The sequence below is a fragment of the Anaerozeibacter quisquiliarum genome (genome assembly GCF_051162045.1).
Classification (GTDB): domain Bacteria; phylum Bacillota; class Clostridia; order Christensenellales; family Aristaeellaceae; genus Anaerozeibacter; species Anaerozeibacter quisquiliarum.
This window is the reverse complement of the sequence record NZ_JBISDI010000005.1, coordinates 46,387-70,265: the sequence shown is the minus strand read 5'-3', so window position 1 is coordinate 70,265 and position 23,879 is coordinate 46,387. Positions and strand designations below refer to the sequence as shown.

Below are 23,879 nucleotides of genomic sequence, written 5' to 3'. Positions count from 1 at the left end.
CGTGATCGTCGGGGGCGTAGCGCCGCGAGACGTCCTGCCCCATTCCCCTCCCATTCCCCCCCCGAAGAGGGGAATGGGAGGGGACGCCCCTGACGCTACGGCCCCATGTTGCGCTTTACGGGTTGATCGAATAACGATCGGCGAACTCCTGGCTCGCGCGATACGCATCCACCGTGCTCTTGTCGATCTCCATCGAGGGGATCAGGAACAGCTGGCCGCTGATCTCCTGGCCCTGATAGGTCTCGCCCTTGGCGGCGGCCACGCTCAGGCGCAGCGCCTCGCGGATATACGAGGGGCTGAAGAAGTAGGTGACCAGCGCCGGCTTCTCGATGCTGTCGTAGGTGGACAGCGTCTCCCTGCGGCCGCCCACGCTGGTAATCAGCGACAGGCTGTCAAAACCCGAGGCATTTTGAAGCACCGTGGTGATGCCGTCCACGATCTCGTCGTCGTGGGTAACGATCAGGTCGAGGTCGGCGATCGTCTCGGCGCCCGCGGTGTTGATCCAGTTCTCCATGAACTCCTGTGCCTTGGCGTTGGACCAGTCGGTCTGGAAGCCGTCCTGCAGCAGCACGAACTGGTCCTTGTACTCGCTCTTGTCGAGCACGTCCAGCATGCCCTGGGTGCGCTGCTTGGACACGGTGGAGCTGTCGCCGATGAACAGCAGGTAGGTGATCTTCTCGCCCGCCTTGAGCCTGTCGGCATACACCTTGAGCAGGTACTCGCCCATCATGTTGCCGATGCCCTCGTTGTCGCCCATGATCTCGGCGACCTTGCCCTCGAAGTTCTCGATCAGTCGGTCGTAGATCACGAGCTTCTTGCCTTCGTCCACGATGGCCTGAGCGGAGTTGCGCAGCTGGTCGCCCTCGAGCGGCCACAGCATAACCACGTCGGCGCCCCAGGTCAGAATGTCGTCGATGGCCTGGCTCTGCTTGCTGGCCTCGCCGCCCACGCCCATCATGTAGTCGTCAATAGCGCCGGACGCCTTGAGCGCCTCGGCTTCGGCGCGCGCGTGCGCCACCGATTCTCCGGTGAAACCGTGGTCGGCGTCGGGCGTGACGATACCCAGCTTCACGCCTTCGGCCAGGGCGACGACGCTGCCGAGCGTCAACATGAGGGTCAGGATGATCGCGATGAGCTTCTTCATGTAGATGGCCTCCTCAATGTTATTGACTCGACGGTCTTTCGACCGTTAAATCCAGGGTGTGCCTCCGCAAGCCGGACGACTCGCGCACCGTCAGTCGGTGAGGGAGCTGGATCTGCCGCGGCACTTCCTCGCCGCCGAGCAGCCCGATCAGCATCTCCATCGCGCGGTAGCCGATCTCGTAACAGGGCTGCCCCACCGTGGTCAGGTAAGGTCTGAACATCGTGGTGTGCTCCACGTCGTCGAACCCCACCACGGCCACATCCCCGGGCACGTTCAGGCCCAGCTCCCGCGCGCCCGCGATCGCGCCCAACGCCAGCACGTCGGAGATGCAGAACAGTGCCGTCGGCCGCTCGTCAAGCGACAGCAGGCTCACCGCCGCGTCAAAGCCGCTCTTGAAGCTGTAGCCGGCGTCGGCGCGGCAAATGTAGTCCTCGGATACCGGCAGCCCCGCACGCTCCAACGCGTCGCGGTAGCCCTTCACGCGCAGCGCCGTCGAGGAATACCGGTTTTCACTCGATATGATGCCGATGCGCCGGTGTCCCAGCCCCATCAGGTGGTCCATGACCTCGAGCGCGGCGCGGTAGTTGTCCACCGACACGTGCGCGATGTCCACCTCGGGGTCGAACTCCGAACACTGCACGATCGGGTAGCGCTCGGCGTAGGGCTTGAGCCAGGCGCTGCCCAGTTCCGTCGCCATCAAGATCGCCCCGTCGGCCTGGCGGCGCGTCAGCCGCCCGAGCACCGCCTCCTCCCGTTCGCGCCTGTTCCCGGTGTTGCAAAGGAAGTGGCTGTACCCATGCTGGTAAGCGGAGTCGCCGATGCCCGACAGGATGTGCGCGTAATACGGATTGGTGACGTTGGGCAACAGGATCAGGATCACGCGGCTCTCGCTCTTGCGCAGGTTGCGCGCCGCGCTGTTGGGCACGTAGTCGAGCGCCCGCGCGGCATCCAGCACCCGGCGCGCCAGTTCGCCCTCCTTCGCGCGCTTGCCGTTGAGCACGCGCGACACCGTCGCGACCGAACAGCCCGCCGCCTTTGCCACGTCCACAATGGTCGCCATGTGCCGCCCTCCCCAGCGTTGACGCTCGGTAATCGTTTTCACAAGCATCATAGCGCATTTTTCGGCGTTCGTCAATAGATTTCTTTGTGGGATTGGGCGATGTATAAAAGATTTGAAATCTGTTTTTCGGGACAGGTACGGACTCGCCCGGAAAGATAGAGACGCTGCCTGCCGGCAACGTCTCTATCTCTCAGAACATCGGGAACGCCGCGCCGCCGCTGACCGGGACCGGCGCTCCAGCCCCTATTGCTTAGGCGCCGGATACGGCGGCGCAGGGGTACGGGGGAACGTTAGGGGCGCCGCCCCCCCCAACCCGCCAAAAGGACTTCGCCCCTTTGGAATCCTCATCACCGCTCACGCGGGGTATTTATGCATCTTCATCCTCATCTGCGCTGTGCAGACCGGCGACAGCGCTGACCGGCAGCGAGAACAGCAGCGTCCCGGCCGGGCTGGTCGCGCCCGCCTCCCGGGCGATCGATTGCATGACGGCGGGCTTGCGCTCCTTCGGCACCACGATGAGTATCATCTCCCGCTCCTCGGCCAGCGACATTCCGAAGAACTTTTGCGTGCCCGCCGCGCCCGTGCCCTTGGCGTGCAGGATGGTGCCGCCCGGCGCGCCGGCCGCGCGCGCGGCGTCCATCACCAGTTCGCTCGTCCCTTTGTTGGCGATCGCCACGATGAGCTCATGGGGCGTATCCATGGCATCTTCCTCCTCCTTGGTCGTGTCCGCACACAGCGCAACCAGCGCCTTGCAAACGCTCGTGACCGGCAGGGCGAACGCGATTCCACGCCCGGGCAGATTGAGGCCGTGCCGCTCGATCAGCGCGTACAGCGCCCGCTCAGCCGACGCGCGGTCGCCCACCGCGAACAGCACCGCCTTTTCATCGCTCGCCAAGCCCAAGAGATCCAGTATGCCCGGCTTGACGGTACCGTGCCCCAGGCTCGATATCACCGCCGTCAGGCCGCTTTTGTGAAAACACCGGTTGATGTCCTCCTCGAGATCGCGGGAAGTAACCGCAATGACCCATAGAATACGCTTCATAGGCACCTCTGCATCACACATCGATGATCTCGTCGTCGGACACAACCGTCGTAACCGCCTGCTTCTTCGGTGCGCGATTGAGTTTCCATTGATAATATACCCCGAGCGCCTGAATGGTTACCAGCGGCGTCATCGCCACCATCGCCACGATGCCGAACGCGTCGGAGACGATGTCGCCGCCTACCGCCTCGCAGGCCCCGATCGCGAACGGCAGCAAAAACGTGGCCGTCATCGGACCCGACGCCACGCCGCCCGAGTCGAACGCCACGCCGGTAAACATATCGGGCACGATGAAGGCCAGCAGCAGCGACAGCGCGTAGCCGGGGATCAGCAGCCACATGATCGGCATGCCGGTCAGCACCCGCAGCATCGCCAGCCCCACCGAGGCGCATACGCCGATGGACAGCGACAGACTCATCGCGCGCTGCGGGATCGCGCCGCTGGTCAACTCCTCCACCTGCTTGTTGAGCACGTACACCGCCGGCTCGGCCGACACAATGAAGTAGCCTACCAGCATGCCCACCGGCAGCAGGATCCAGCGGTAGGAAAGCGCGCCCAGCACCTTGCCCAGCTGGTATCCGGCGGGCATGAAGCCCACGTTGACGCCGGTCAGAAACAGCGCCAGCCCCAGGAAGGTATACGCAAACCCGACCGCCATCCGGAACACACGACGCCTGCTCAACTTGAGCGCGGTCGCCTGCAGCACCGCAAAATAGACCACGATCGGCGCCAGCGCCAGCGCTACCTCCTTGAAGTATTGCGGCAGCGCCCGCAAAAACACCATAATCAGGTCGCGCGAGGTGGCGATGTTCGGTATCTCCACCGCCGTATAGGCGGTCTCGCCGCCCCTGAAGATTATACCCAGAATCAATACCGCCAGAATCGGCCCGACCGAAGCGAGCGCCACCAGGCCGAAGCTGTCCTCCTCCGCCTTGCCGTCGCTGCGCATCGCGCTGATGCCCAGGCCCAGCGCCATGATGAACGGCACCGTCATCGGCCCGGTCGTCACCCCGCCCGAGTCGAACGCCACCGGCAGGAACTCGCGCGGCACAAACTGCGCCAGCACGAACACGGCCGCGTAAAACCCCACCAGCAGGTAGCGCAGCCGAATCCCCCACGCAATGCGCAGGAATGCCACCGCCAGAAAGATGCCCACACCCAGCGCCACCGTAAGAATCAGCGCCAAATTGGGGATCATGGGCACCTGCTCGGCCAGCACCTGCAAATCGGGCTCCGATATCGTGACCAGCACCCCGACGAACAGGCAGGTGACGAGCGCCGGCCACAACTTCTTCGCCCTGGTGGCGTGCGCGCCCACCGCCTCGCCCATCGGCATCATGCTAAGCTCCGCGCCCAGCGTGAACAGGCCCATGCCCACGACCAGCAGCACCGCCCCGGCAAGGAACATCATGAGCACATTGCCGCCCACCGGCGCGATCGTCACGAACAGCAGCAGCATGATGATGCTGACCGGCAACACCGACGAGAGCGCCTCGTGCGTTCGCTCCCGCAAAATCGTCCGGTCCTTCCTGACCCAACCCCTTCTTTCCGTTTTGGTTTTGTCCGTCATACGTCCGTCTCACTTTCCGCATCGGCCTCCGCCATGCGGTAACCTACGCCAATTTCGGTGACGATGTAGGCGGGTGTCGCCGGGTTCTTCTCCAGTTTGCGGCGAATGTTGGCCATGTTGACGCGCAAGATCTGGTTGTCGCGCTGTGCGTGCGGTCCCCACACCTGTTGGATGATGAAGTCGTAGGTCAGCACCCGGCCGGCGTACTTTGAAAGCAAGGTGACGATCTTATACTCGTTCTGGGTCAGGTGCGCCTCCGCGCCGTCCACGGTCACGCGGCGCTTGAACAGGTCGATGCTCAAGCCCCCGCACGTAAACACGTCGGCCACCGTCGCGCCGCCCGCCTGGGCATGGCGCAACGCGGTGCGAATGCGCGCCAGCAACTCGCTGGTGCCGAAGGGCTTGGTGATGTAGTCGTCCGCGCCGAGGTCCAGTGCCTCCACCTTGTCGCGCTCGCGGTCGCGCGCCGACACCACGAGGATCGGCAGCCGCGACCAGGTGCGCACCTGCTTCAGGATCACGAGCCCGTCCATGTCGGGCAGCCCCAAGTCCAGGATCACCATGTCCGGGCAGTGCGACGCGATCATCTGAAGCGCCTGACGGCCGTCGCGCGCCTCGATGACCTTGTAGCCGTTGGCGCTCAGGGTGGTCCTTATGAAGCTCAGGATGTTGTGCTCATCCTCGACGATCAAAACCATCTGCTTGTTGCTCATACTCCTCCATCAGCGGCAGCGCGAACCAGAACAGCGCGCCGCCCTCGGGTCGATTTTCGGCGTCCATGCGCCCGCCGTGCGCCACGATGATCGACATACACACCGACAGCCCGATGCCCATGCCGCGCGAGGCGTCCGTCGCCCGGTCGCCGGCCGCGTAGCCGCCCTCGAACAGGTTGCCGAGCAGTTCCTTGGGGATACCCTGCCCGTCGTCGGCCACCTCAAAGAGGGCCTCGTCGCCCGTCCTTCGCACGCACAGCGACACGTTGCGGGTAGTCCGGCCGTGGCGCACCGCGTTTTCGAGCAGATTAATCAGTACCTGCTCGATCAGCAGCGCGTCCATCGGCACCATCAGCAGCTCGTCGGGCACACGCACGTTGACCTCCGAGCGGGGGTAGTGCTTGTTGAACTTGTAAACCGCCTCGCCCACCACTTCCTCGACAGGCTCGGGCAGCTTGCGGATGCGCCGCACCGCACCGTCGATGCGGGTGATCGACAGCAGATTCTCCACCATCCGGATCAGCCACTGGGCGTCCTCGACGATCTCCCCCATCATCTCGCGCCGGCGCGCGGCGTCGATCTGCTCGTCGTTTTCGAGGATCGCGCTGCTGGCCCCCACGATCGAGGTGAGCGGCGTGCGCAAGTCGTGTGAAATCGCGCGCAGCAAGTCCCCGCGGATGCGCTCTCGCTCGGCCGCGCGCCTTACCTTCTCCTGCTGCTTGATCTGCGTGGTCATGGCGGAGGTGAGCACCGAAACCACCAGCATGCTGATGAACGTCACCGGGTAGCCCGATATCGTGAAGTTGAACGCCCAATAAGGGTATGTAAACACGTAGTTGACCGCGAACACGCTCAAAACCGAGGCAAAGATGCCCCAGAAGTACCCGTCGGTCGCACGCGCCACCAGCAGCACCGCCAACTGGAAGATCATCGAAACGTAGATGTCCCCGTCGTCCATCAGCCGCATCAACAGGCAGACCCCGACCGCCGCCGTTATAATCATCAGCGTGAGCCCCGCGTCACGCCAACGGACATGCGCCGATCGGCTCCCCTTGATTGCGTTCATACACGTTCACCCATCATATATTATACCACAAACGGCGTTCAAATAAAATGAAGATTATATAAAAAGAACGCATATGCAATCGGCTCACCGGGATGACCCCGGTGAGCCGACTCGATTGTATGTATCTCCATCAGTCCGACACCAACCGCTTCTCGCCGGTGATCTGCATAATGGGCGCGATGTTCTGCGTGACCTCGAGCGTGCCCAGGTATTTGCCGCCCGTATCCCGCACGGCGAAGTAGCGGATGTATACGTACCTGTCGCCCATCCTGATCCAGAAGTCCTCGTGCGTCTTCTTGCCCGACTTAAGGTCGTTAACAATGCCCTCCACGATGTGCACGCTGGCCGGAGGGTGGCAGTTGACCACCTTGCGCCCGATGACGGCCTTCGTGCGCGGGAACACCCGCTCCGCGCCCTCGGAGAAATACTTGACCGTGTCGTCGGCGCCTACGAAGGTGATGTCCACCGGCAGCGCGTTCAGCAGCGCGTTGAGCTCGGACAGGCGCAGCGCGCCCGTCGGCAGCACCACGTCGCCCTCGGGCCAGGCACCCTCCCGCCCGTTTGCCGCGCCCGCCGCGCTCGGCTTCCACGCGGGCGGCGTGGGGATCAGGAAATAACCGATGCCCTCGCTCTCCTCGGCCACCTTGCGCCACTCGTCTTCGGTCAGGTGCTCGGCGAGCATGGGCAGCAGGATGTTGTCCTCCTTGAAGATCATCTCGGACACCCTGTCCAGCACGGCCTCGACCACCTGCGCGAGCTCGACCGGCTCGACCGGCTCGGCCGAGGCCAGGCTCCGCGCCTGCCTTATCAGCGCGCGGATCTCGTCGTCCACGCCCCACATCACCTTGGGCGGCGCGGTGACGCCGTGCCGCTCGAGGTAGGGGAACAGCAGGTTCTCCTTGCGCGCGTAGTGCGCGTCGATGCCGGACAGCGCCCCAAGCGCCTCGCGCAGCGCGCCCGCCTCTCCCGCCGTCAGCGCGGACAGCGCCGGCCGGATGCGCGCATCGATCAGCCGTTCGAGCGCCCGGTTCTCGGCGCGCAACGTGTGCGCCGGGTGGCCGGGCGTATCCGGGCCGCCGCCGGCCGCGCCGGCCGCCTCGCCCGAGAGCTTATCTCGAAACACCGCCGCGTGCACGTCGCACAGCCGCTGCACCTCGCGCACCTCCATGCCACCCGCGATCAGCGCCTGCTCGGCCTCGGATATTTCGGCCGCCGACACCCCGTCGAACGCCCGCTCGAACTCGGCCTTGACCTCGTCCACCGACCGGCCCTCGTGCAGCTGGCTGAGCAGCCTGCGGATGACCTCGCTGCGGTAGGCCCTGTTGTTGATCTCCTGACTCATGTGATCCCCTCCCTTCGCGGCTGCTGCCTACATTACTCTACCGTAATCACCGATACCGGGCAACCCTCGGCCGCCTCGCGCGCCAATCCCTCGTTTTCTTCCGTGACTTCGCCGTGCACCTCGGCCAACCCATCGTCCGCCATGCGGAACACCTCGGGGCAGGTTTCGGCGCACAGGCCGCACCCGATGCAGCCGTCGCGATCGATCGTCGCCTTCATGACCATATCCTCCTTATATGTTGGTAGTCTTCGAAGTCTACTGATCCTTCTTCGGGAATACCACCGTCAGAAACATCTTGAACCGCTCGCTGGCGTACACCGCGTGCGGCGTCTTGGCGGGCATCACGATGCTCTCGCCCGCCTTGAGCGGATACTTCCTGCCGGCAATCGTCACCTCGCCCGCGCCGTCCAGCGCCGTTACCATCGCGTCGCCGTCCGATTCGTGCGAGCTGATCTCCTCGCCCTGATCGAACGCAAAGAGCGTCAGGCTGAGCGCGCCGCTTTGCGAAAGCGTCTTGCTCACGATCTGCCCGTCGTGATAGTCCACCTGATCCGCAAGCGAGAGCACCGTCTCGTGGGGCAAATGCCGAATGAACTTCTCCATGCGCCTCATCCTCCTTCCGCCGTCATTATACCCCACAGCCCGCGCATCATCCGTTTGATTTCCAACAATAGCCAAATCTTTACCGCGCCGCCGGCGTTCATAGACGATCGGCCAAGGTCATACCTTCCCCAATGGAGGTGCAAGCCATGCAGACCGCCTATGAGCCCGCCCTCGCGGGCCTGACCGAACGCCAGGTGATCGAGTCGCGCGCGCGCCACGGCGCGAATCAGCTGACGCACGTGAAGCAGCAAGGGTTCTTCATGAAATTCATCGAGGACCTCAATGACCCGATGATCAAGATCCTGCTGGTGGCCTTGGCGATCAACCTGCTGTTCGCGCTGGGCGGCGCGGGCTGGTACGAGAGCGCGGGCATCGCGCTGGCCGTGCTGCTGTCCACCTGGGTGTCCACCGCCTCAAAGCACCGCAGCGAGACGGCGTTTCAAAAGCTGCAAGAGGAGGAGGCGCGCGTCAACTGCCGGGTGCTGCGCCGGGGGAGCGCCGCGCTCGTGCCCATGGCCGAGGTGGTGGTCGGCGACCTCGTGCTGCTCGAGAGCGGCGAACGCGTACCCGCCGACGGCGAGCTGATCCGGGGCGAGCTGGACGTGGACCAGTCCCCGCTCAACGGCGAGACCAAGGAGGCCCACAAACTGCACGGGCACATGGACGCGGCCCTGGGTCTGAACAATCCGTCGATGCTGCTGTCCGGCTGCATGGTGTGCGCCGGCGAGGGCGTGATGCGGGTCTCGGCGGTGGGCAGCCAAACGATGCTCGGGCAGCTCGCGGGCGAGATCCAATTGGAAACGCGCGAAAGCCCGCTGCAACTGCGCCTCTCCCGGCTGGCCGGCGCGATCAGCCGCTTCGGCATCGCGGGCGCGGTGCTCGTGGCGCTTGCAGACCTCTTCAACATATGGCTGGTGTCGAGCGGCTTTTCGTCCGAGGTCATGGCCGGGATGGTTCAGGTACCGGGTCTGGTTATGGGCAGCATCCTGCACGCCATTACGCTGGCGGTCACCGTCATCGTGGTGGCGGTGCCCGAGGGCCTGCCGATGATGATTACGGTGGTGCTGTCGGCCAACATGCGGCGCATGCTCAGGGATCATGTGCTGGTGAGAAAGCCGGCCGGCGTCGAGACCGCCGGCAACATCGACCTGTTGATGACCGATAAGACCGGCACGCTGACCGAGGGCCGGTTCAGCGTAGCCTGCGTGCTGCGCGGCGACGGCACGCGATACGACAGCGCCGACGCGGCCGCGCGCGACGCGGGATTCTGGCGGGTTTTGTTCCCCTCGCTTGAGCACAACAACGCCGCCTCGATGATCGACGGCGAGCCCGCGGGCGGCAACACCACCGACCGCGCGCTTAAGCGCTTCGTCGCGGGCGCGCTCGCGCCCGCGCTTTCGCTGCGACAGGTGGGGCGCGTGCCGTTCACGAGCGACAACAAGTACATGGCGACCGAGGTGGCGGGCGACCTCAACGCGACGCTTATCAAGGGCGCGCCCGAGCGCCTGTTGCCGCACTGCGTCCGGTATTATGACGCCCAAGGGCGCGTCCAGGCGCCGCTTAACCGCCTGACCGTCGAGCGCGCGGCCCGGCAAATGGCGGGCGAGGGCATGCGCGTACTGGCCGCGGCGACCGGCGCTCCCGGCATCGGGGAGAATTTTCGTGAATTGAGCTTCGTCGCGCTGATCGGCGTGCGCGATCCGCTGCGCGCCGAAGCCTCGCAGAGCGTGCGGGCGCTCGAAAAGGCGGGCATCCAGGTAATCATGATTACCGGCGACGGCCCCGAGACCGCCGAGGCGATCGCGCGCGAAGCGGGGCTCTTGAGGGATAAAGGCGCGCGGATGCTGACGAGCGCGGAGCTTGCGCAGATGAGCGACGCGCAGCTTACGCGCGTGCTGCCCGATTTGCGCGTGGTGTCGCGCGCGCTGCCGGTCGACAAGAGCCGCCTGGTGGACGTGGCGCAGGGGCGCGGCTCAGTGGTCGGCATGACGGGCGACGGCGTCAACGACTCGCCCGCGCTCAAGAAAGCCGACATCGGCTTTGCGATGGGCAGCGGCACCGAGGTGGCGAAGGAAGCGGGCGACATCGTGATCCTCGACGACAACCTGTCCTCGATCGTGCGCGCGGTGCTCTACGGGCGCACGATCTTCCGCTCGATCCGCAAGTTCATCGTGTTCCAGCTGACGGTCAACCTGTGCGCGATGGCCGTCTCGATCATCGCGCCCATCGTCGGCTACGACGCGCCGGTGACGGTTATGCAAATGCTGTGGATCAACATGGTGATGGACACGCTGGCGGGCCTGGCGTTCAGCGGTGAGCCGGCGCTTAAGCGCTACCTGGACGAGCGGCCGGTCGCGCGCGACACGCCGATCGTCGATCGCAGGATGGCGGAACAGATCGGCGTGTGCGCGGCGTACACCACGCTTCTGTGCCTGTGGCTGCTGCTCAGCCCGTGGGCGCGCGGCTTCTTCCGGCCCGAGCGCGGGCCCGACATCATCCTCACCGCATTCTTCGCCGTGTTTGTCTACGCCGGCACCTTCAACGCCTTCTCCGCCCGCACCCACAGCCTCAACCTGCTCGATCACATCCTGGGCAACAAGGGTTTCGTGGCCGTCATGGCGTTCGTGTTCGCGGTGCAGACCGCGCTGATCTACCTGGGCGGCAGCCTGCTGCGCGCCTACGGCCTGACCGCGCGCGAGTGGCTGGTCTGCGTGGCGCTATCGCTGAGCGTCGTGCCCGCCGACCTGATTCGCAAGGCGCTGAATGCGTACCTTTTGCGGCGGCGCGGCGCATAAACTACCGCCCGTTTCCCCGGAACGCCAACGCCAGCACCCCCGGCCCCACGTGCCCGCCGATCACCGGGCCCAAGCCGCCGACGATCACCTGGGCGTCGGGGCGCGCGTGCTGCGCGAGGCGGCGCAGCAACTCCGCCTCCTCCGGCACGTCGGCGTGGATCACATAGACCTTGCGCGCGTGGGCGCTTATGTGCTTCTCCATCCGGCGCACCAGCTGCTTGATCGCGCTTTTACGGCCCTGTATCTTCTCGACCACCGGCAGCTTGCCCGACTCGTCGATGCGCAGGATCGGCATGATGCGCAGCGCGCTGCCCAAGAGCGCCGCGGCCGACGAGATGCGCCCGCCGTGGCGCAGGTACATAAGATCCTCCACCGTGAACCAGGTGGCAAATTCATGTCTGTGCTCGGCCAGCCAGCGCGCGTTTTCTTCCGCCGTCATACCCCGCGCCCGGTTGTCGAGCGCCGCTTCGAGCATCAGCGTCTCGCCGTAGGTGGCGCTCAGGCTGTCCACCACCACAACCCGCTGCCCGCGGCAGCGCTCGGCCACCGCGTTCGCGGCCAGCTGCGCCTGGGCGACCGTGTCGCTCAGCCCCGAGGACAGGCCCAGGTAGAGCGCGTCTCCCCCGCCCTCGAGCGCCCGTTCGAACGCCTGCTCATAGGCATAGGGCGAGATTTGCGAAGTGCTGGGCAGCTCGCCCGCGCGCAGCCGCGCGTAGAACGCCTCGCTTTGCTGCTCGCTCCAGTTGCTGGCATGGCTCAATGTGTCCGCACCGATCTGCACCTGCATGGGTATCACCTGTACCTGCGGGAAAAGCTCCTCCGGCAGGTCGATGGTCGCGTCCACGACAATGGTATAGTCCAGGTTCCGCGTCATGCGCACAGCCCCCTCCATCATAACCACTGGCATCTTACACCGCGAATATGAACAAAAAATGAACCCCGGCGAGACGAAATTTAATTTCCGCGGCGGTACGCGCCACGCGCGGCTTCACGCGCCCTTTACATTCGGTTGGTATAGTATGGCCGTACAACGGCGAAGGAGGGGGCGCGCATGTTCCGCATCTTGGTGGCCGAGGACGACGCGAACCAGCGCCGGATGATGTGCGCGTTCCTGCGGCTGAGCGGCTACGAGACCTGTCCGGCGGCCGACGGCGCGCAGGCGCTTCAGGTGCTTGCGGAATGCAAGCTGGACCTTGCGATCTGCGACATCATGATGCCGAACATGGACGGTTACGAATTGGTGGAGGCGCTGCGCCAGTACGACCGCGCGCTGCCGATCCTGATGGTGACGGCCAAGAGCGAGTTCGGCGACAAGCAACTGGCGTTTCGGGCGGGCGCGGACGACTACATGGTGAAGCCGATCGACCTCGACGAGATGGGGCTTCGGGTCAAGGCGCTGCTGCGGCGCGTGGGCATCCAGAGCGAGCATCGGATCGAGGTGGGCCGCACGGTGCTGTCCAGCCGCGACTGGACGCTGACCGTGGACGGCGCGAAGCGCACGCTGCCGCGCAAGGAATTCGCGCTGTTGTTCATGCTGCTGTCCTATCCGGGGCAGCTGCTGACGCGGCGGCAGCTGATGGACGAGGTGTGGGGCGTGAGCTGCGAAACCGGCGAGCGCACGGTGGACGTGCACATCAAGCGGCTGCGGGAGCGGCTTGCGGGCGTTACGGATTTTTCGATCGTGACGGTGCGCGGGCTCGGCTACCGCTGCGAGGTGGACAATGCGTAAGCTGCGCTCCAAATTGATCGGCTACTTCGTCAAGACGCTGTTGTTGTCGCTGCTGCTGTCCAGCGCGTTCATGGCGCTCATGTGCGCGGGCTTTGTGGACGGCGAGCTGCTGTCCAGCCAGCGGAAGCTGGCCGCCACCGCGGTGGAGCTGGCCTCGCGCACCGATCTTTCGCCCGAGGAGGTCGCGCAGGCGCTGTCCTCCGCCGACTACCGGCTGCACCCGGGCGACTGGGCGCTGGTCGACGACGCCGGGCGCGCGCAACTTAAGGAACGCGGGCGGTGGGTGACCGGGCACTTCATGAACAAGAGCCTGTACTTCACGCTGTCGGGCGCGCTGATGGCGGTCGAGGCCTACCCGGCCAACATGCTGCTGGTCACGGCGCTGCTCAGGAGCCTGCTGGGCAACCTGCTGCTGATCCTGATCGGCTTCCTGGTGGTGTACGCGCTGTCGCGGCGCGTCGCCCAGCCGATCGTCAACCTGACCGAGGCCACGCGGCAGGTGGCCAAGGGCAACTTCGACATCAGCGTGGACACGCAGCTGCCGCTGTTTGCGGGCGGCATCAAGGAGGTCGCGGAGCTGGCGAGCAACTTCAACCGGATGGCGCACGAGCTCAAGTCGGTCGAATACCTGCGGCGCGACTTCACCTCCAGCCTGTCGCACGAGCTCAAGACGCCGGTGGGCTCGATCAGCGGCTACGCGCGGCTGCTGACCTGCGAGGGGATCACCGACGAAGAGCGCCGCGAGTACGCCCAAGTGATCGCGTCGGAGAGCGCGCGGCTGAGCTCGCTGTCCGACAATCTGCTCAAGCTCACCCGGCTCGAGAGCCACCCGCCCGTGCGCTCGGGCGAGAAGTTCAAGCTCGACGAGCAGCTGCGCCGCTGCGCGACCGCGCTGCACCCGGCGATCGAGCGCAAGGAACAAAACCTCATGGTCGAGCTTCACAAGGTGTCGATCGAGGCCGACGAAATGCTGCTCATGCAGGTGTGGGACAACTTGCTGGGCAACGCCACCAAGTTCACGCCGCCGGGCGGGCACATCCGGCTTACGCTGACCCGCAAGGGCGGCGAGGCCCGCGTGACGGTGGAGGACGACGGCATCGGCATCGACGAGGCCGACCAGGCGCGCATCTTTGAAAAGTTCTACCAAGCGGACCCAAGCCACCACATGGGCGGCAACGGGCTGGGGCTGTCGCTGGTCAAGCGCATCGTGGACATCTGCCAGGGCCGGATCGAGCTCGTCTCCGCGCCCGGCGAGGGCGCGCGCTTCACCGTAACGCTGCCCGCAAAATAGTCACGCGAGCGGCCGCGCCAACCGCGCGGGGCGGCCATTGCGAATTGAGAGGGCGGCGCCGGGATCGGGCGAGCATTTCTTGGACGATATTGCCCGTCTCAAAGATAAACACAATTCATGGGGGATGTTTATGAAGATGAAAAAGACATGGCTTCACCCGCTGACAGGTGCGCTTAAGGGCGCGCTGATCGGCACGGGCGCGATCCTGCCGGGCATCAGCGGCGGCGTACTCGCCGTGGTGCTGGGCATCTATGAGCCGGTGATGGCCTTCCTGGCCCACCCTTTCCGGGCGTTCAAGGAGAACTTCGTCTTCTTCCTGCCCATCGTGATCGGGTTCGCGCTCGGCGTGATCGCTCTGTCGCGCGTCGTGGACTTCCTGTTCCGCGCCTCGCCCGAGCCGATGATCTGGCTGTTCCTGGGGCTGATCGCGGGCACGCTGCCGGCGCTGTTCAAAACCGCGGGGCGCGAAGGCCGGCCGCCGGCCGCATGGATCGCCTTTGCGCTGAGCTTCGTCTTTCTGACGGTGCTGATGTTCGCGCTGCGCATGGCGGGCACGATTGACGTGACGCCGAACTTCTGGTGGTGGGTGCTGTGCGGCGCGCTGTGGGCGATCGGGCTGATCGTGCCCGGCATGAGCCCCTCTTCGATCTTCATCTTCCTCGGGCTGTACCAGCCGATGGCCGCGGGCATCGGCAGTCTGTCGATGCCCATTATCCTGCCGATGGCGCTGGGACTTACGCTCACCGTCGCCGCGCTGGCCAAGCTGTTCGAGCGGCTGCTCGCGCGCGCCTACGGCGTCGCCATGCACCTGATTCTGGGCCTGGTGTTGGCCTCGAGCGTAGGCATCATCCCGCTGGGCAACGCCCAAAGCGCGCCGCTCGTCAACCTGCTGTGCTTCGCGCTGGGCGGCGCGGTGGCGCTGTTCATGGCGCATCTGGGGGCGCGGCTGAGGCCGGCGGACTGACAATTCACGGGGCTGCAGCACTTTCCATAGCGCTACAGCCCCGCGATCGCTCATCGCCTGATTAGGATCACAGATAGATCGTTGACATTGGTGCCGGTCGGTCCGGTGACGATCAGGCCGTCGCATGTTTTGAGCGCGTGGTAGGCGTCGTTGTCCGATAAAGACGCCCAGATATCCACGCCCGCGCGCTCAAGCCGCTTCGCCGTCTCGCCGTCGGCATAGCCGCCCGCGGCGTCGGTCGGGCCGTCCGTCCCGTCGGAGCCAAAGGAAAACGCGCAGGTGTCCCGACACCCCGCGATGCCCTCGGCGGCGGCGAGCGCGATTTCCTGATTGCGCCCGCCCTTGCCCCGCCCGGTGAGGCGCACGACGGTCTCTCCGCCCGCCAGGTAGGCGACGGACCGCGCTTCGTTCTGGTGCGTGCGCGCAATGGCGGCGAGGAAGCGTCCCGCTTCGCGCGCTTCGCATGTAAGGCAGTCGGTGAGCACGATCGGCTCATACTCAAGTTCACGGCACGTACGCTCGGCCGTGGCACACAATTGCTTCACGCTTCCGGCTACGTTGGTCGTGACGTTGGGCAGCGCCTTGGGCATCTCGCTGCGCAGCAGACGCTGCGCTTCATCGGACATGCGCAGATTGTATTTCGCCTGAATGCTCACAGCCTGCTCGGCGGTCGAAAGATCCGGGTAGGCGGGTCCCGACGCGATCATGTCCAGCGGATCGCCGATGATGTCGCTGAGCACGACGGCGTACACATGCGCCGGCGCGCACATCTGCGCGAATCGCCCGCCCTTCACCGCCGACAGCCGCTTGCGGATGGTGTTCATCTCGACGATGTCCGCGCCGCAGGCCAGCAACTGCTGCGTGATGTCGGTCAGTTCCCGCGCCGGGATCAGCGGCTGCTCAAACAGCGCCGAACCGCCGCCCGACAGCAGGAACAGCACGCTGTCCTCCGGGCGCAGCCCCTTCACCATTTGGGTCGCCTGCGCCGTCGCGGCAAATCCGTTTTCGTCGGGTATCGGATGACCGGCCTCGAAGATGCGGAGCCGGGGCAAGTCTCCCTTGGCGTGAGCGTACTTGGTAATGACGATCCCCTCGTCGATTTGATCCCCCAGCAGGACGGACGCCTCCCGCGCCATCGCCCAGGCTGCCTTGCCCACCGCGACCAGCAATAGCCTGCCCGCGGCGTTGAAGTCAATCTGCGCCAGCGCCCCTCTGACCGCCGCGCCGGGCATGGCGTCGCGCAGGGCGTCGTCGATGATGCGTTGCGCGTCCTCTCGTATGGTCATGCAATGCCCCTTCTAGAAGATCGCCGAGACGATCAGCACGTTGATGATGGCCGCGATGCCAATGACCAGCGTGCCCGCCGTCTGCGTCTTGTATCCGTCCTGCGGCTTCATCCCGCCAAAGTTGGTGACGACCCAGAAGTAGCTGTCGTTGGCGTGCGACACCGTCATGGAACCCGCGCCGATCGCCACGACGAGCAGTGCCGCGTGCAGCGGCGTAACGAAGCCGAGGTTGGTCATGAGCGGAGCGACGATGCCCGCCGTGGTGGTGATGGCCACGGTGGAACTGCCCTGCGCCGTCTTGAGGATGGCCGCGAGCAGGAACGGGAACAGGAGACCCATCGAGCTCAAAGCGGCGGCGTTGGCCTTGATGTAGTCGACCATGGTCGTGGAGGCGATCACCTTGCCAAGCACGCCGCCCGCCGCGGTGACGAACAGGATCGGGCCCACGGTCCTGAGCGTGTCGTCGGTGAGGTCGTAGAACCCGCCGAGTTTGCCCGCCTGCGCGAGCAGGATCACGCCCAGGATCACGCCCACCGCCAGCGCGATGATCGGCTTACCCAAAAAGGTGAACAGCGGCACGTTCAGGCCGGCCATGCCAAGGGCGCTCGCCAGGGCCATCAGCACGATCGGCACGACGATCGGCGAGAAGGCCGCAAAACCGCCGGGCAGCCTGCCGTAGCCGGCCACCAGTTCCTCGTAGCTCTTGCCGATGGCCTCGGCGTTGGTGGGCTCGTCGGCGGCCTTGACCTTTTTGCCGATGAACAGCGCGTAGAAATAGCCGGCGATCATGGGCAGGATCGAGCAGAGCGTGCCGATGCCCATGACCAGCAGCAGGTTGACGTCGGTGCCCAGGCCACCTTCGCCGAACAGCGTGTTCGCGGCCGCGATCGGGCCGGGCGTCGGCGGGATAAAGCAGTGCGAAATGTACAGGCCCATCGACAGCGCCACCGTGGAGGCGACCGACGATTTCATGGTGCGGCTGACCAGCGCCTTGCGAATCGGGTTCAGGATGACGAAGCCGCTGTCGCAAAACACCGGAACCGATACGATCCAGCCCATGATGATCATCGCGGCTTCGGGATGCTTCTTGCCGACCAACCTGACGACGCACTCCGCCATCTTGATGGCCGCGCCCGTCTTCTCGAGCAAGACGCCGACCAGCGCGCCCAAGATGATGACGATGCCGATCGATGTGAATGTCGAACTGAAGCCCGCGCCGATCACATCGGCAATCGTCGTGATGTCGATGCCGGCAATCAGCGCCAAGAGCAGGGAAACGCTCATGATCGAAACGAACGGATGGATCTTCCACTTCGAAATCGCCACGATCATGAGGATGACGAGGATGACGAACGCGATGATGAGGGGTATACCTGTCATGTGCGGGCACCTCCTACATATTATCTTAACGCCATATTTATTATAAGCGCATTATGCGCGATTTGTCAATGCGGGGCTTGCCATTTTCGCCGGCGGCCGACCGGGCCGCGTATGCGCGGCGCGTTTGCGTCGCCCCACCGGTGGTTATAATGAAATGTATATGAAGCAAGCCGCGCGTAAATGCGTGCGGCGTCCATGAGGGAGGCTCTTATAATGGCCGATTTTGAGGTATTTTTTGACTTCAGCTGCCCCTTTTGCCATAGGGTGCTAAACGATTTGAAGGACTTGCTTAAGCAATACCCGGACGCGCGGACGCTGTGGCGGCCGATCGAGGCGCACCCCGTCGAGGAGGAGCCGGGCTACGGCACGCATGCCGACCGGGCGGTCGAGGCTGCGCTGTTCGTGCGCGAGCATGGCGGCGACGAGCGCTCGTTCATCGAGCACATGCTGCGCGCCGTGTCCGATTCGGGCCGTTCGGCGAACGACCCGGGCGTGCTCAAGCTCTGCGCCGCCGCCGCGGGCGCGGACCCGGAAGCGCTCGAGCAGGCGCTGTCCACGCGCCGCTACGAAGACGCCCGGCTTAGGGCCAACCGGCACGCCTTTCAAGACCGCGGCGTGTGGGCGGTGCCCGCCTTTGTCGCGGGTGCGTTGCGCCTCGACGCGGTCGAGGGCGTAGGCTTGACGCCCGCGCAGGTGGAAGATTTCCTGGCAAGCCTGACGCAATGAACGCCGCCCCTCACCCAATCGAAGGCGCTTTTTCCACCGCCGTTGAAAAGACCCCCAACCCCTCCGCCGCCAGCGCCGGCGCGGCGGCTGTGGCCGGGCGCTCGCCCTCGGCGTCGCCGATCGCGCGCGCGAACACCTCGCCGATCGTACGCACGGCCACTACCTCGATGTCCATCGCCCCGTAACGCTCCAGAGCGTTGTCCTCGGGGATGAGCACCGTCTTCATGCCCGCTTTGACCGCGGCCTGGATCTTCTCGGTCACGCCGCCCACCGGCAGCACCCTGCCCATGACCGACAGTTCGCCGGTCAGCGCCAGGTCGCCCCGTACCGCGACGCCGCGAATGGCCGAGTAGCAGGCCACCGCCATCGCCGCGCCGGCCGAGGGGCCGTCGACCGGCGTGCCGCCCGGGAAGTTCAGGTGGATGTCGTAGTCGTCCACCGGCTCGCCCATGGCGCGCAACGTCGTCAGTACGTTCAGAAACGCCGCGCGCGCCGTCGAGGTGCGCGTGATCTTTTGCGCGCCGCGCCCGCCAAGCTGCTCGCTGTCTACGATGCCGGTCACCGTAAACCGGCCCCGTCCGGGCCGCGCCACCGCTTCGAGCTCCATCACCACACCCTGATGTGCGCCGTGCACCGCCAGCGCGTTGACCCGGCCGGGCTCGGGCGAGTGCGCGCGGCCTATCTCCGGGCGCGCCGCGTAGTGACCGCTCTCGATCACCCACTCGACGTCGGCGCGGGCGATGGCGGATCGGCCCTCGCCGCGCGCCACGCCCGCGGCCATCTGCACCATGTTGACCGCGTCGCGCCCGCTCGCGCTGTGCCGCCCGATCAGCATCGCCTCCGCCTCGCTCAGCGGCTGCCCGGTCCGGTGTGCCGCGCCCAGCGCGATCGCCTTGAGCTCGTCGGGTTCAAGCGACCGGAAAAACACCTCCATGCAGCGCGAGCGCAGCGCCGGGGGCAGGTCCTCGGGCGAACGCGTGGTCGCGCCCACCAGCCGGAAGTCGGCGGGCAGCCCATGCTGGAAGATTTCGTGGATGTGGCGCGGCGTGCGCGTATCGTCCGGGTCGTAGTAGGCCGACTCGAAGCGCACCTTCCGGTCCTCGAGCACCTTGAGCAGCTTGTTCATCTGGATTGGGTGCAGCTCGCCGATCTCGTCCAAGAACAGCACGCCTCCGTGCGCGCGCGTGACCGCGCCCTCCTTGGGCTGGGGCACGCCGTTGACGCCCAGCGGGCCCGCGCCCTGGTAGATCGGATCGTGTACGCTGCCCAGCAGCGGGTCGGCGATCGCGCGCTCGTCAAACCGCACGCAGGTGGCGTCCATCTCGATGAACGGCGCATCGGGCGCAAACGGCGTGCCGGGCGCCTGCTTGGCCGCCTCGAGCACCAGCCGCGCGGCGCAAGTCTTGCCGACGCCCGGCGGGCCGTACACGATCACGTGCTGCGGGTTGGGACCGCACAGGATGGCCTTGAGCGCCCTGACGCCCTCCTGCTGGCCGACGATGTGGCAAAGCTCGGTCGGGCGCACGCGCTCGGAAAGCGGCTCGCTCAGCCGGATGCGCCGAAGGCGATTGAGCTTATCCATCTCGCGCGAGGCCGCGGGCCGCGCGCTTCGCTCGCCGTCCTTAGGTTCCTGGATCTTGATCTGGCGATAGAAGTATACGCCCACGATGACGGTAACCGCGAGCTGAATGACCATGACGACGGCGGTGAACAAGACAATCCCTCCCATACGTCGCTAGTATGGGAGGGATTGCGGGGTTTTAATCCGGCTTTACGACACCGACGGCGGGTTCAGTTGCGCCTGGCTCTTGCCCGCAGCGCGGCGGTGGGTGATCGGCTCGCCGGCAATCAGCGTGGGCTTCGCGCCCGCGCGCACCGACTCCTCGGTGATTACGCACTTGGCGACCGATTCCTGGCTGGGCATCTCGTACATCACGTCCAGCAGCACGCCCTCGATGATCGCGCGAAGGCCGCGAGCGCCCGATTTGCGTTTGAGCGCCAGCTCCGCAATCGCGTGCAGCGCGCCTTCGGTGAATTCAAGTTCCACACCGTCCATCTCGAGCAACCGCCGGTACTGCTTGACCAGCGCGTTGCGCGGCTCGGTCAGGATGCGCGTAAGCGCGACCTCGTCGAGCTGGCTGAGTGCCACCATGACCGGCAGCCGGCCCACGAACTCGGGGATCAGCCCGAACTTGAGCAGATCCTCGGGCCGCACCTGGCTCATGAGCGCGTCGTCGTACTCGCGCTTGCCCGACTGAACGTCGGCGCCGAAGCCCATGACCTTCTTGCCGATGCGCCCCGCGACGATCTTCTCGATGCCGTCGAACGCGCCGCCGCAGATGAACAGGATGTTGGTGGTGTCGATCTGCAGGAAGTCCTGGTGGGGGTGCTTGCGCCCGCCCTGCGGCGGCACCGAGGCCACCGTGCCCTCGAGGATCTTGAGCAGCGCCTGCTGCACGCCCTCGCCGCTGACGTCGCGCGTGATCGAAACGTTCTCGCTCTTGCGCGCGATCTTGTCGATCTCGTCGATGTAGATGATGCCGCGCTGCGCGAGTTCAATATCATAATCGGCGTTCTGGATGAGCCTGAGCAGGATGTTCTCCACGTCCTCGCCCACGTAACCGGCTTCGGTCAGGCTGGTGGCGTCGCCGATCGCAAAGGGCACGTTGAGGATCTTCGCCAGCATCTGCGCGAGATAAGTCTTGCCGCAGCCGGTCGGCCCCAGCATCACGACGTTGGACTTCGATAGCTCCACGTCGCCCTTGCGCTGCTTCTGGCCGATGCGCTTGTAGTGGTTGTACACGGCGACGGCCAGCGTCTTCTTGGCCAGATCCTGGCCGACGACGTACTGGTCGAGCACCTCCTTGATCTCCTGCGGCCGCATCAGCCGACCGCCCGGCGCGGCGTGCACCTGCTGATCCACGTCGTCGCCGACGATCTCCTCGCACAGCAGCACGCACTCGTCGCAGATGTACACGCCCGGTCCGGCCACGATCCGGCGCACCTGGTCCTGGCCCTTGCCGCAGAACGAGCAGGTGATTACCGGCTTGTTGTAATCGTCTTGCTTTGCCATGATGACTCCTTAAATCCTAGATGTGGGCGCCGCCTCAGCGCCTCGCGGGGATGATTTCGTCGATGATCCCATACGCCTTGGCTTCCTCGGCGGATAGGTAGTGGTCGCGCTCGACGTCCTGGTTGACCCGCTCGATGCTCTGCCCGGTGTTCTTGGCCAGTTCCTCGTTCAAGCGGCGCTTGAGCTTGAGGATCTGCTCGGCGTGGATCTGGATGTCGGTCGCCTGACCGCGTGTACCGCTGGACACCTGGTGGATCAGGATCTCGGCGTTGGGCAGCGCCTTGCGCTTGCCCTTGGCCCCTGCGGCCAGCAGGAACGCGCCCATCGAGGCCGCGAGACCCACGCAGATCGTGGAGACGTCGCACTTTAAGTACTTTATCGTGTCGTAGATCGCCAGGCCCGCCGACACCGAGCCGCCGGGGCTGTTGATGTAGAGCATGATGTCGGCCTCGGGGTCTTCCATCTCAAGAAACAGCATCTGCGCCACGATCACATTGGCGGTGTCGTCGCTCACCTCGCCGCCCAGGAAGATGATCCGATCCTTCAAAAGTCTCGAGTAAATGTCGTAGGAACGCTCTCCCCGGTTGGTTTGTTCAATGACATATGGTATCAAGCTCACGTGCGTGGCACCTCCCCAATTCAGTATGCGTTGTTTTTCCCGCCTCAATCGGCGTATCGGTCGCCAGAGCACTCGTTTACTCCGCCTTCGCGGAATTTTTGAGCAACTCGATGGTCTTGCGCGTGGACGCGATGTTCTTAAAGTACTCCGCGTCGCCCTCGGCGAGCGTCTGCTTGAACTCCTCGAGCGAGCGCTTGCCGCGGTCGGCGTAGCGCTGCATCTCCTGTTCGGTTTCCTCGTCGGTGGCCTCGATGCCCTCGGCCTTGCGGATGGCCTCGAGCACCAGCTGCGTCTTCACGCGCTCCTCGGCCTCCTCGCGGCGCTCGTCGCGCAACTCGTCCTCGGTGCGGCCGACGTACTTGAGGTAATCTTTCATGTTCAGGCCCTGCATCGCCATGCGCATATTCATATCGCGCATCATGTTCGTCAGCTGATCCTCGATCATCGCCTCGGGGATGTCCACCTTGGCGTTCTCGACCGCTTCCTCGATGATCTCGTTTTCAAACGCGGCGTCGGCCTTGTCCTCGGCCTCCTTGGTCAGGCGGCCGCGGATCTCGGCGCGATAGGCTTCCAGCGTGTCGCAGTCGGACACGTCCTTGGCAAACTCGTCGTCGAGCGCGGGCAACTCCTTGACCTGAATCGCATTGACCTTGACCTTGAATACGGCGGGCTTGCCGGCCAGCGCTTCTGCATGGTATTCCTCCGGGAAGGTCACGTGCACGTCGCGCTCCTCGCCGACGCTCGCTCCGATCAGGCCTTCCTCGAAGCCGGGGATGAACTGGCCCGAGCCGATCACCAGCTTGTGTCCTTGCGCCGTGCCGCCCTCAAACTGCTCGCCGTCCACGAAGCCTTCGTAGTCGATGTCCGCCTGGTCGTCGAGCGCGATCGGACGATCGGTCACGTCGATGTAGCGCGCCACGCGCTCGCGCGCGCGGGTCAACTCGGCCTCGACGTCGTCGTCGGTCACATCGACCACCTGCCGGTCGACCGCGAGGCCCTTGTACTCGCCCAGCTCCACGTCGGGGCGCACGTACACGGTGGCGCTGAATCTGAGTTCCTTGCCGACGCCGATCTCGTCGATCTCGACCGAGGGGCGGTCGACCGGGTCGAGTTTATGGGCGTCTACGGCCTGCTTGTAGAGATCCGGAAAGATTGCGTCAAACGCCTCGTCGTAGAAGACCGACTCGCCGAAACGCTGCTCGATCACCTTGCGCGGCGCATGCCCGCGACGGAAGCCGGGGATGTTCATCCGGCCCTTGATCTTATGATAAGCCACCGCGACGCCCTTTTCAAAGACCTCGGGCTCTACGGCGAACTGAATCTTGACCTGATTGCTTGACAACTTTTCGAAGGTGCTGCTCATCAACGTATGTCCTCCCAAAACGAAAATCGTCCATTCTGCGTATCGACTGATAATAGCACAGTCCGGACGATTTTTCAACAGCCAGAACGGTAAACAATGTTCGAATCGACGAA

At 65.0% G+C, this 23,879-nt stretch carries 21 protein-coding genes; 5 read left to right on the top strand and 16 right to left on the bottom strand.

The features are described 5' to 3' along the window. Nucleotides 1-115: 115 nt before the first annotated feature. The 9 genes from ACH6CV_RS03330 to ACH6CV_RS03290 form a co-directional block, all read right to left on the bottom strand. Nucleotides 116-1,144: a sugar ABC transporter substrate-binding protein gene (locus ACH6CV_RS03330; RefSeq protein WP_456356744.1), complete on the bottom strand. Its 1,029-nt coding sequence runs from the start codon at nt 1,142-1,144 to the stop codon at nt 116-118. A 19-nt stretch (nt 1,145-1,163) separates the two neighbouring features. Next, nucleotides 1,164-2,204 carry a LacI family DNA-binding transcriptional regulator gene (locus ACH6CV_RS03325; protein ID WP_456356743.1) on the bottom strand — a complete coding sequence of 347 codons (1,041 nt, stop codon included), beginning with the start codon at nt 2,202-2,204 and terminating at the stop codon, nt 1,164-1,166. 367 nt (nt 2,205-2,571) lie between these two features. Beyond that, nucleotides 2,572-3,246: a P-II family nitrogen regulator gene (locus tag ACH6CV_RS03320; protein ID WP_456356742.1), complete on the bottom strand. Its 675-nt coding sequence runs from the start codon at nt 3,244-3,246 to the stop codon at nt 2,572-2,574. 13 nt (nt 3,247-3,259) lie between these two features. Then, nucleotides 3,260-4,816, bottom strand: coding sequence for a DUF1538 domain-containing protein (locus ACH6CV_RS03315; RefSeq protein WP_456356741.1), 1,557 nt, complete (start codon nt 4,814-4,816; stop codon nt 3,260-3,262). Continuing rightward, nucleotides 4,813-5,529: a response regulator gene (locus ACH6CV_RS03310; RefSeq protein WP_456356740.1), complete on the bottom strand. Its 717-nt coding sequence runs from the start codon at nt 5,527-5,529 to the stop codon at nt 4,813-4,815. Before ACH6CV_RS03310 ends, ACH6CV_RS03315 begins: the two co-directional genes overlap by 4 nt. Next, on the bottom strand, nt 5,492-6,595 hold the full coding sequence (locus ACH6CV_RS03305; protein WP_456356739.1) for a sensor histidine kinase: 1,104 nt from the start codon (nt 6,593-6,595) through the stop codon (nt 5,492-5,494). Before ACH6CV_RS03305 ends, ACH6CV_RS03310 begins: the two co-directional genes overlap by 38 nt. Before the next feature lie 130 nt (nt 6,596-6,725). Then, nucleotides 6,726-7,937, bottom strand: a complete 1,212-nt coding sequence (locus ACH6CV_RS03300) for a DUF438 domain-containing protein (protein ID WP_456356738.1) — start codon at nt 7,935-7,937, stop codon at nt 6,726-6,728. Between the two features lie 32 nt (nt 7,938-7,969). Continuing rightward, a complete protein-coding gene (locus ACH6CV_RS03295) occupies nt 7,970-8,155 on the bottom strand; it encodes a ferredoxin (RefSeq protein WP_456356737.1) in 186 nt (61 codons plus the stop codon). 37 nt (nt 8,156-8,192) lie between these two features. Then, a complete protein-coding gene (locus ACH6CV_RS03290) occupies nt 8,193-8,540 on the bottom strand; it encodes a cupin domain-containing protein (protein ID WP_456356736.1) in 348 nt (115 codons plus the stop codon). A 146-nt stretch (nt 8,541-8,686) separates the two neighbouring features. Between ACH6CV_RS03290 and ACH6CV_RS03285 the strand changes: the two genes are divergently transcribed. Next, nucleotides 8,687-11,335 (top strand): calcium-translocating P-type ATPase, PMCA-type, encoded by a 2,649-nt coding sequence (locus ACH6CV_RS03285; RefSeq protein WP_456356735.1) that lies wholly within the window; start codon nt 8,687-8,689, stop codon nt 11,333-11,335. Nucleotide 11,336: 1 nt separating this feature from the next. Here the strand turns inward: ACH6CV_RS03285 and ACH6CV_RS03280 are convergent, their stop codons facing one another. Next, complete coding sequence (locus tag ACH6CV_RS03280; RefSeq protein ID WP_456356734.1) at nt 11,337-12,209, bottom strand: DegV family protein; 873 nt, start codon at nt 12,207-12,209, stop codon at nt 11,337-11,339. Nucleotides 12,210-12,386: 177 nt separating this feature from the next. On the opposite strand from ACH6CV_RS03280, the gene ACH6CV_RS03275 reads away from it, so the two are divergent. The 3 genes from ACH6CV_RS03275 to ACH6CV_RS03265 all read left to right on the top strand — a co-directional run bounded on the left by ACH6CV_RS03275 (nt 12,387) and on the right by ACH6CV_RS03265 (nt 15,319). Next, on the top strand, nt 12,387-13,064 hold the full coding sequence (locus ACH6CV_RS03275; protein WP_456356733.1) for a response regulator transcription factor: 678 nt from the start codon (nt 12,387-12,389) through the stop codon (nt 13,062-13,064). Next, on the top strand, nt 13,057-14,355 hold the full coding sequence (locus ACH6CV_RS03270; protein WP_456356732.1) for an ATP-binding protein: 1,299 nt from the start codon (nt 13,057-13,059) through the stop codon (nt 14,353-14,355). Before ACH6CV_RS03275 ends, ACH6CV_RS03270 begins: the two co-directional genes overlap by 8 nt. A 136-nt stretch (nt 14,356-14,491) precedes the next feature. Further along, complete coding sequence (locus ACH6CV_RS03265; protein WP_456356731.1) at nt 14,492-15,319, top strand: DUF368 domain-containing protein; 828 nt, start codon at nt 14,492-14,494, stop codon at nt 15,317-15,319. Between the two features lie 50 nt (nt 15,320-15,369). Here ACH6CV_RS03265 and ACH6CV_RS03260 read toward each other — a convergent pair whose 3' ends face one another. Together ACH6CV_RS03260 and ACH6CV_RS03255 are read right to left on the bottom strand one after the other, a co-directional pair. Continuing rightward, nucleotides 15,370-16,605 (bottom strand): glycerate kinase type-2 family protein, encoded by a 1,236-nt coding sequence (locus ACH6CV_RS03260; protein WP_456356730.1) that lies wholly within the window; start codon nt 16,603-16,605, stop codon nt 15,370-15,372. 12 nt (nt 16,606-16,617) lie between these two features. Then, a complete protein-coding gene (locus ACH6CV_RS03255; protein WP_456356729.1) occupies nt 16,618-17,985 on the bottom strand; it encodes a GntP family permease in 1,368 nt (455 codons plus the stop codon). Nucleotides 17,986-18,198: 213 nt separating this feature from the next. On the opposite strand from ACH6CV_RS03255, the gene ACH6CV_RS03250 reads away from it, so the two are divergent. Continuing rightward, complete coding sequence (locus ACH6CV_RS03250) at nt 18,199-18,711, top strand: DsbA family protein (protein ID WP_456356728.1); 513 nt, start codon at nt 18,199-18,201, stop codon at nt 18,709-18,711. 10 nt (nt 18,712-18,721) lie between these two features. Here the strand turns inward: ACH6CV_RS03250 and lonB are convergent, their stop codons facing one another. From lonB to tig, 4 genes are all read right to left on the bottom strand, one after another. Beyond that, a complete protein-coding gene (gene lonB / locus ACH6CV_RS03245) occupies nt 18,722-20,440 on the bottom strand; it encodes an ATP-dependent protease LonB (protein ID WP_456356727.1) in 1,719 nt (572 codons plus the stop codon). 42 nt (nt 20,441-20,482) lie between these two features. After that, entirely contained in the window at nt 20,483-21,784 is a 1,302-nt protein-coding gene (clpX, locus tag ACH6CV_RS03240; RefSeq protein WP_456356726.1) for an ATP-dependent Clp protease ATP-binding subunit ClpX, read from the bottom strand. Between the two features lie 34 nt (nt 21,785-21,818). Then, a complete protein-coding gene (gene clpP, locus ACH6CV_RS03235) occupies nt 21,819-22,403 on the bottom strand; it encodes an ATP-dependent Clp endopeptidase proteolytic subunit ClpP (protein WP_456356725.1) in 585 nt (194 codons plus the stop codon). A gap of 76 nt (nt 22,404-22,479) precedes the next feature. After that, a complete protein-coding gene (gene tig / locus ACH6CV_RS03230; protein ID WP_456356724.1) occupies nt 22,480-23,766 on the bottom strand; it encodes a trigger factor in 1,287 nt (428 codons plus the stop codon). Between the last annotated feature and the right edge of the window lie 113 nt (nt 23,767-23,879).

What these genes read in the sequence shown, in the direction of transcription:
- clpX (WP_456356726.1), bottom strand. Translation starts at nt 21,784, where the DNA reads ATGGCAAAGCAAGACGATTACAACAAGCCGGTAATCACCTGCTCGTTC.
- ACH6CV_RS03250 (WP_456356728.1), top strand. Translation starts at nt 18,199, where the DNA reads ATGGCCGATTTTGAGGTATTTTTTGACTTCAGCTGCCCCTTTTGCCAT.
- ACH6CV_RS03315 (WP_456356741.1), bottom strand. Translation starts at nt 4,816, where the DNA reads ATGACGGACAAAACCAAAACGGAAAGAAGGGGTTGGGTCAGGAAGGAC.
- ACH6CV_RS03270 (WP_456356732.1), top strand. Translation starts at nt 13,057, where the DNA reads ATGCGTAAGCTGCGCTCCAAATTGATCGGCTACTTCGTCAAGACGCTG.
- ACH6CV_RS03265 (WP_456356731.1), top strand. Translation starts at nt 14,492, where the DNA reads ATGAAAAAGACATGGCTTCACCCGCTGACAGGTGCGCTTAAGGGCGCG.
- ACH6CV_RS03280 (WP_456356734.1), bottom strand. Translation starts at nt 12,209, where the DNA reads ATGACGCGGAACCTGGACTATACCATTGTCGTGGACGCGACCATCGAC.
- ACH6CV_RS03325 (WP_456356743.1), bottom strand. Translation starts at nt 2,204, where the DNA reads ATGGCGACCATTGTGGACGTGGCAAAGGCGGCGGGCTGTTCGGTCGCG.
- ACH6CV_RS03330 (WP_456356744.1), bottom strand. Translation starts at nt 1,144, where the DNA reads ATGAAGAAGCTCATCGCGATCATCCTGACCCTCATGTTGACGCTCGGC.
- ACH6CV_RS03290 (WP_456356736.1), bottom strand. Translation starts at nt 8,540, where the DNA reads ATGGAGAAGTTCATTCGGCATTTGCCCCACGAGACGGTGCTCTCGCTT.
- ACH6CV_RS03260 (WP_456356730.1), bottom strand. Translation starts at nt 16,605, where the DNA reads ATGACCATACGAGAGGACGCGCAACGCATCATCGACGACGCCCTGCGC.
- lonB (WP_456356727.1), bottom strand. Translation starts at nt 20,440, where the DNA reads ATGGGAGGGATTGTCTTGTTCACCGCCGTCGTCATGGTCATTCAGCTC.
- ACH6CV_RS03300 (WP_456356738.1), bottom strand. Translation starts at nt 7,937, where the DNA reads ATGAGTCAGGAGATCAACAACAGGGCCTACCGCAGCGAGGTCATCCGC.
- ACH6CV_RS03310 (WP_456356740.1), bottom strand. Translation starts at nt 5,529, where the DNA reads ATGAGCAACAAGCAGATGGTTTTGATCGTCGAGGATGAGCACAACATC.
- ACH6CV_RS03305 (WP_456356739.1), bottom strand. Translation starts at nt 6,595, where the DNA reads ATGAACGCAATCAAGGGGAGCCGATCGGCGCATGTCCGTTGGCGTGAC.
- ACH6CV_RS03320 (WP_456356742.1), bottom strand. Translation starts at nt 3,246, where the DNA reads ATGAAGCGTATTCTATGGGTCATTGCGGTTACTTCCCGCGATCTCGAG.
- tig (WP_456356724.1), bottom strand. Translation starts at nt 23,766, where the DNA reads ATGAGCAGCACCTTCGAAAAGTTGTCAAGCAATCAGGTCAAGATTCAG.
- ACH6CV_RS03295 (WP_456356737.1), bottom strand. Translation starts at nt 8,155, where the DNA reads ATGAAGGCGACGATCGATCGCGACGGCTGCATCGGGTGCGGCCTGTGC.
- ACH6CV_RS03255 (WP_456356729.1), bottom strand. Translation starts at nt 17,985, where the DNA reads ATGACAGGTATACCCCTCATCATCGCGTTCGTCATCCTCGTCATCCTC.
- ACH6CV_RS03275 (WP_456356733.1), top strand. Translation starts at nt 12,387, where the DNA reads ATGTTCCGCATCTTGGTGGCCGAGGACGACGCGAACCAGCGCCGGATG.
- ACH6CV_RS03285 (WP_456356735.1), top strand. Translation starts at nt 8,687, where the DNA reads ATGCAGACCGCCTATGAGCCCGCCCTCGCGGGCCTGACCGAACGCCAG.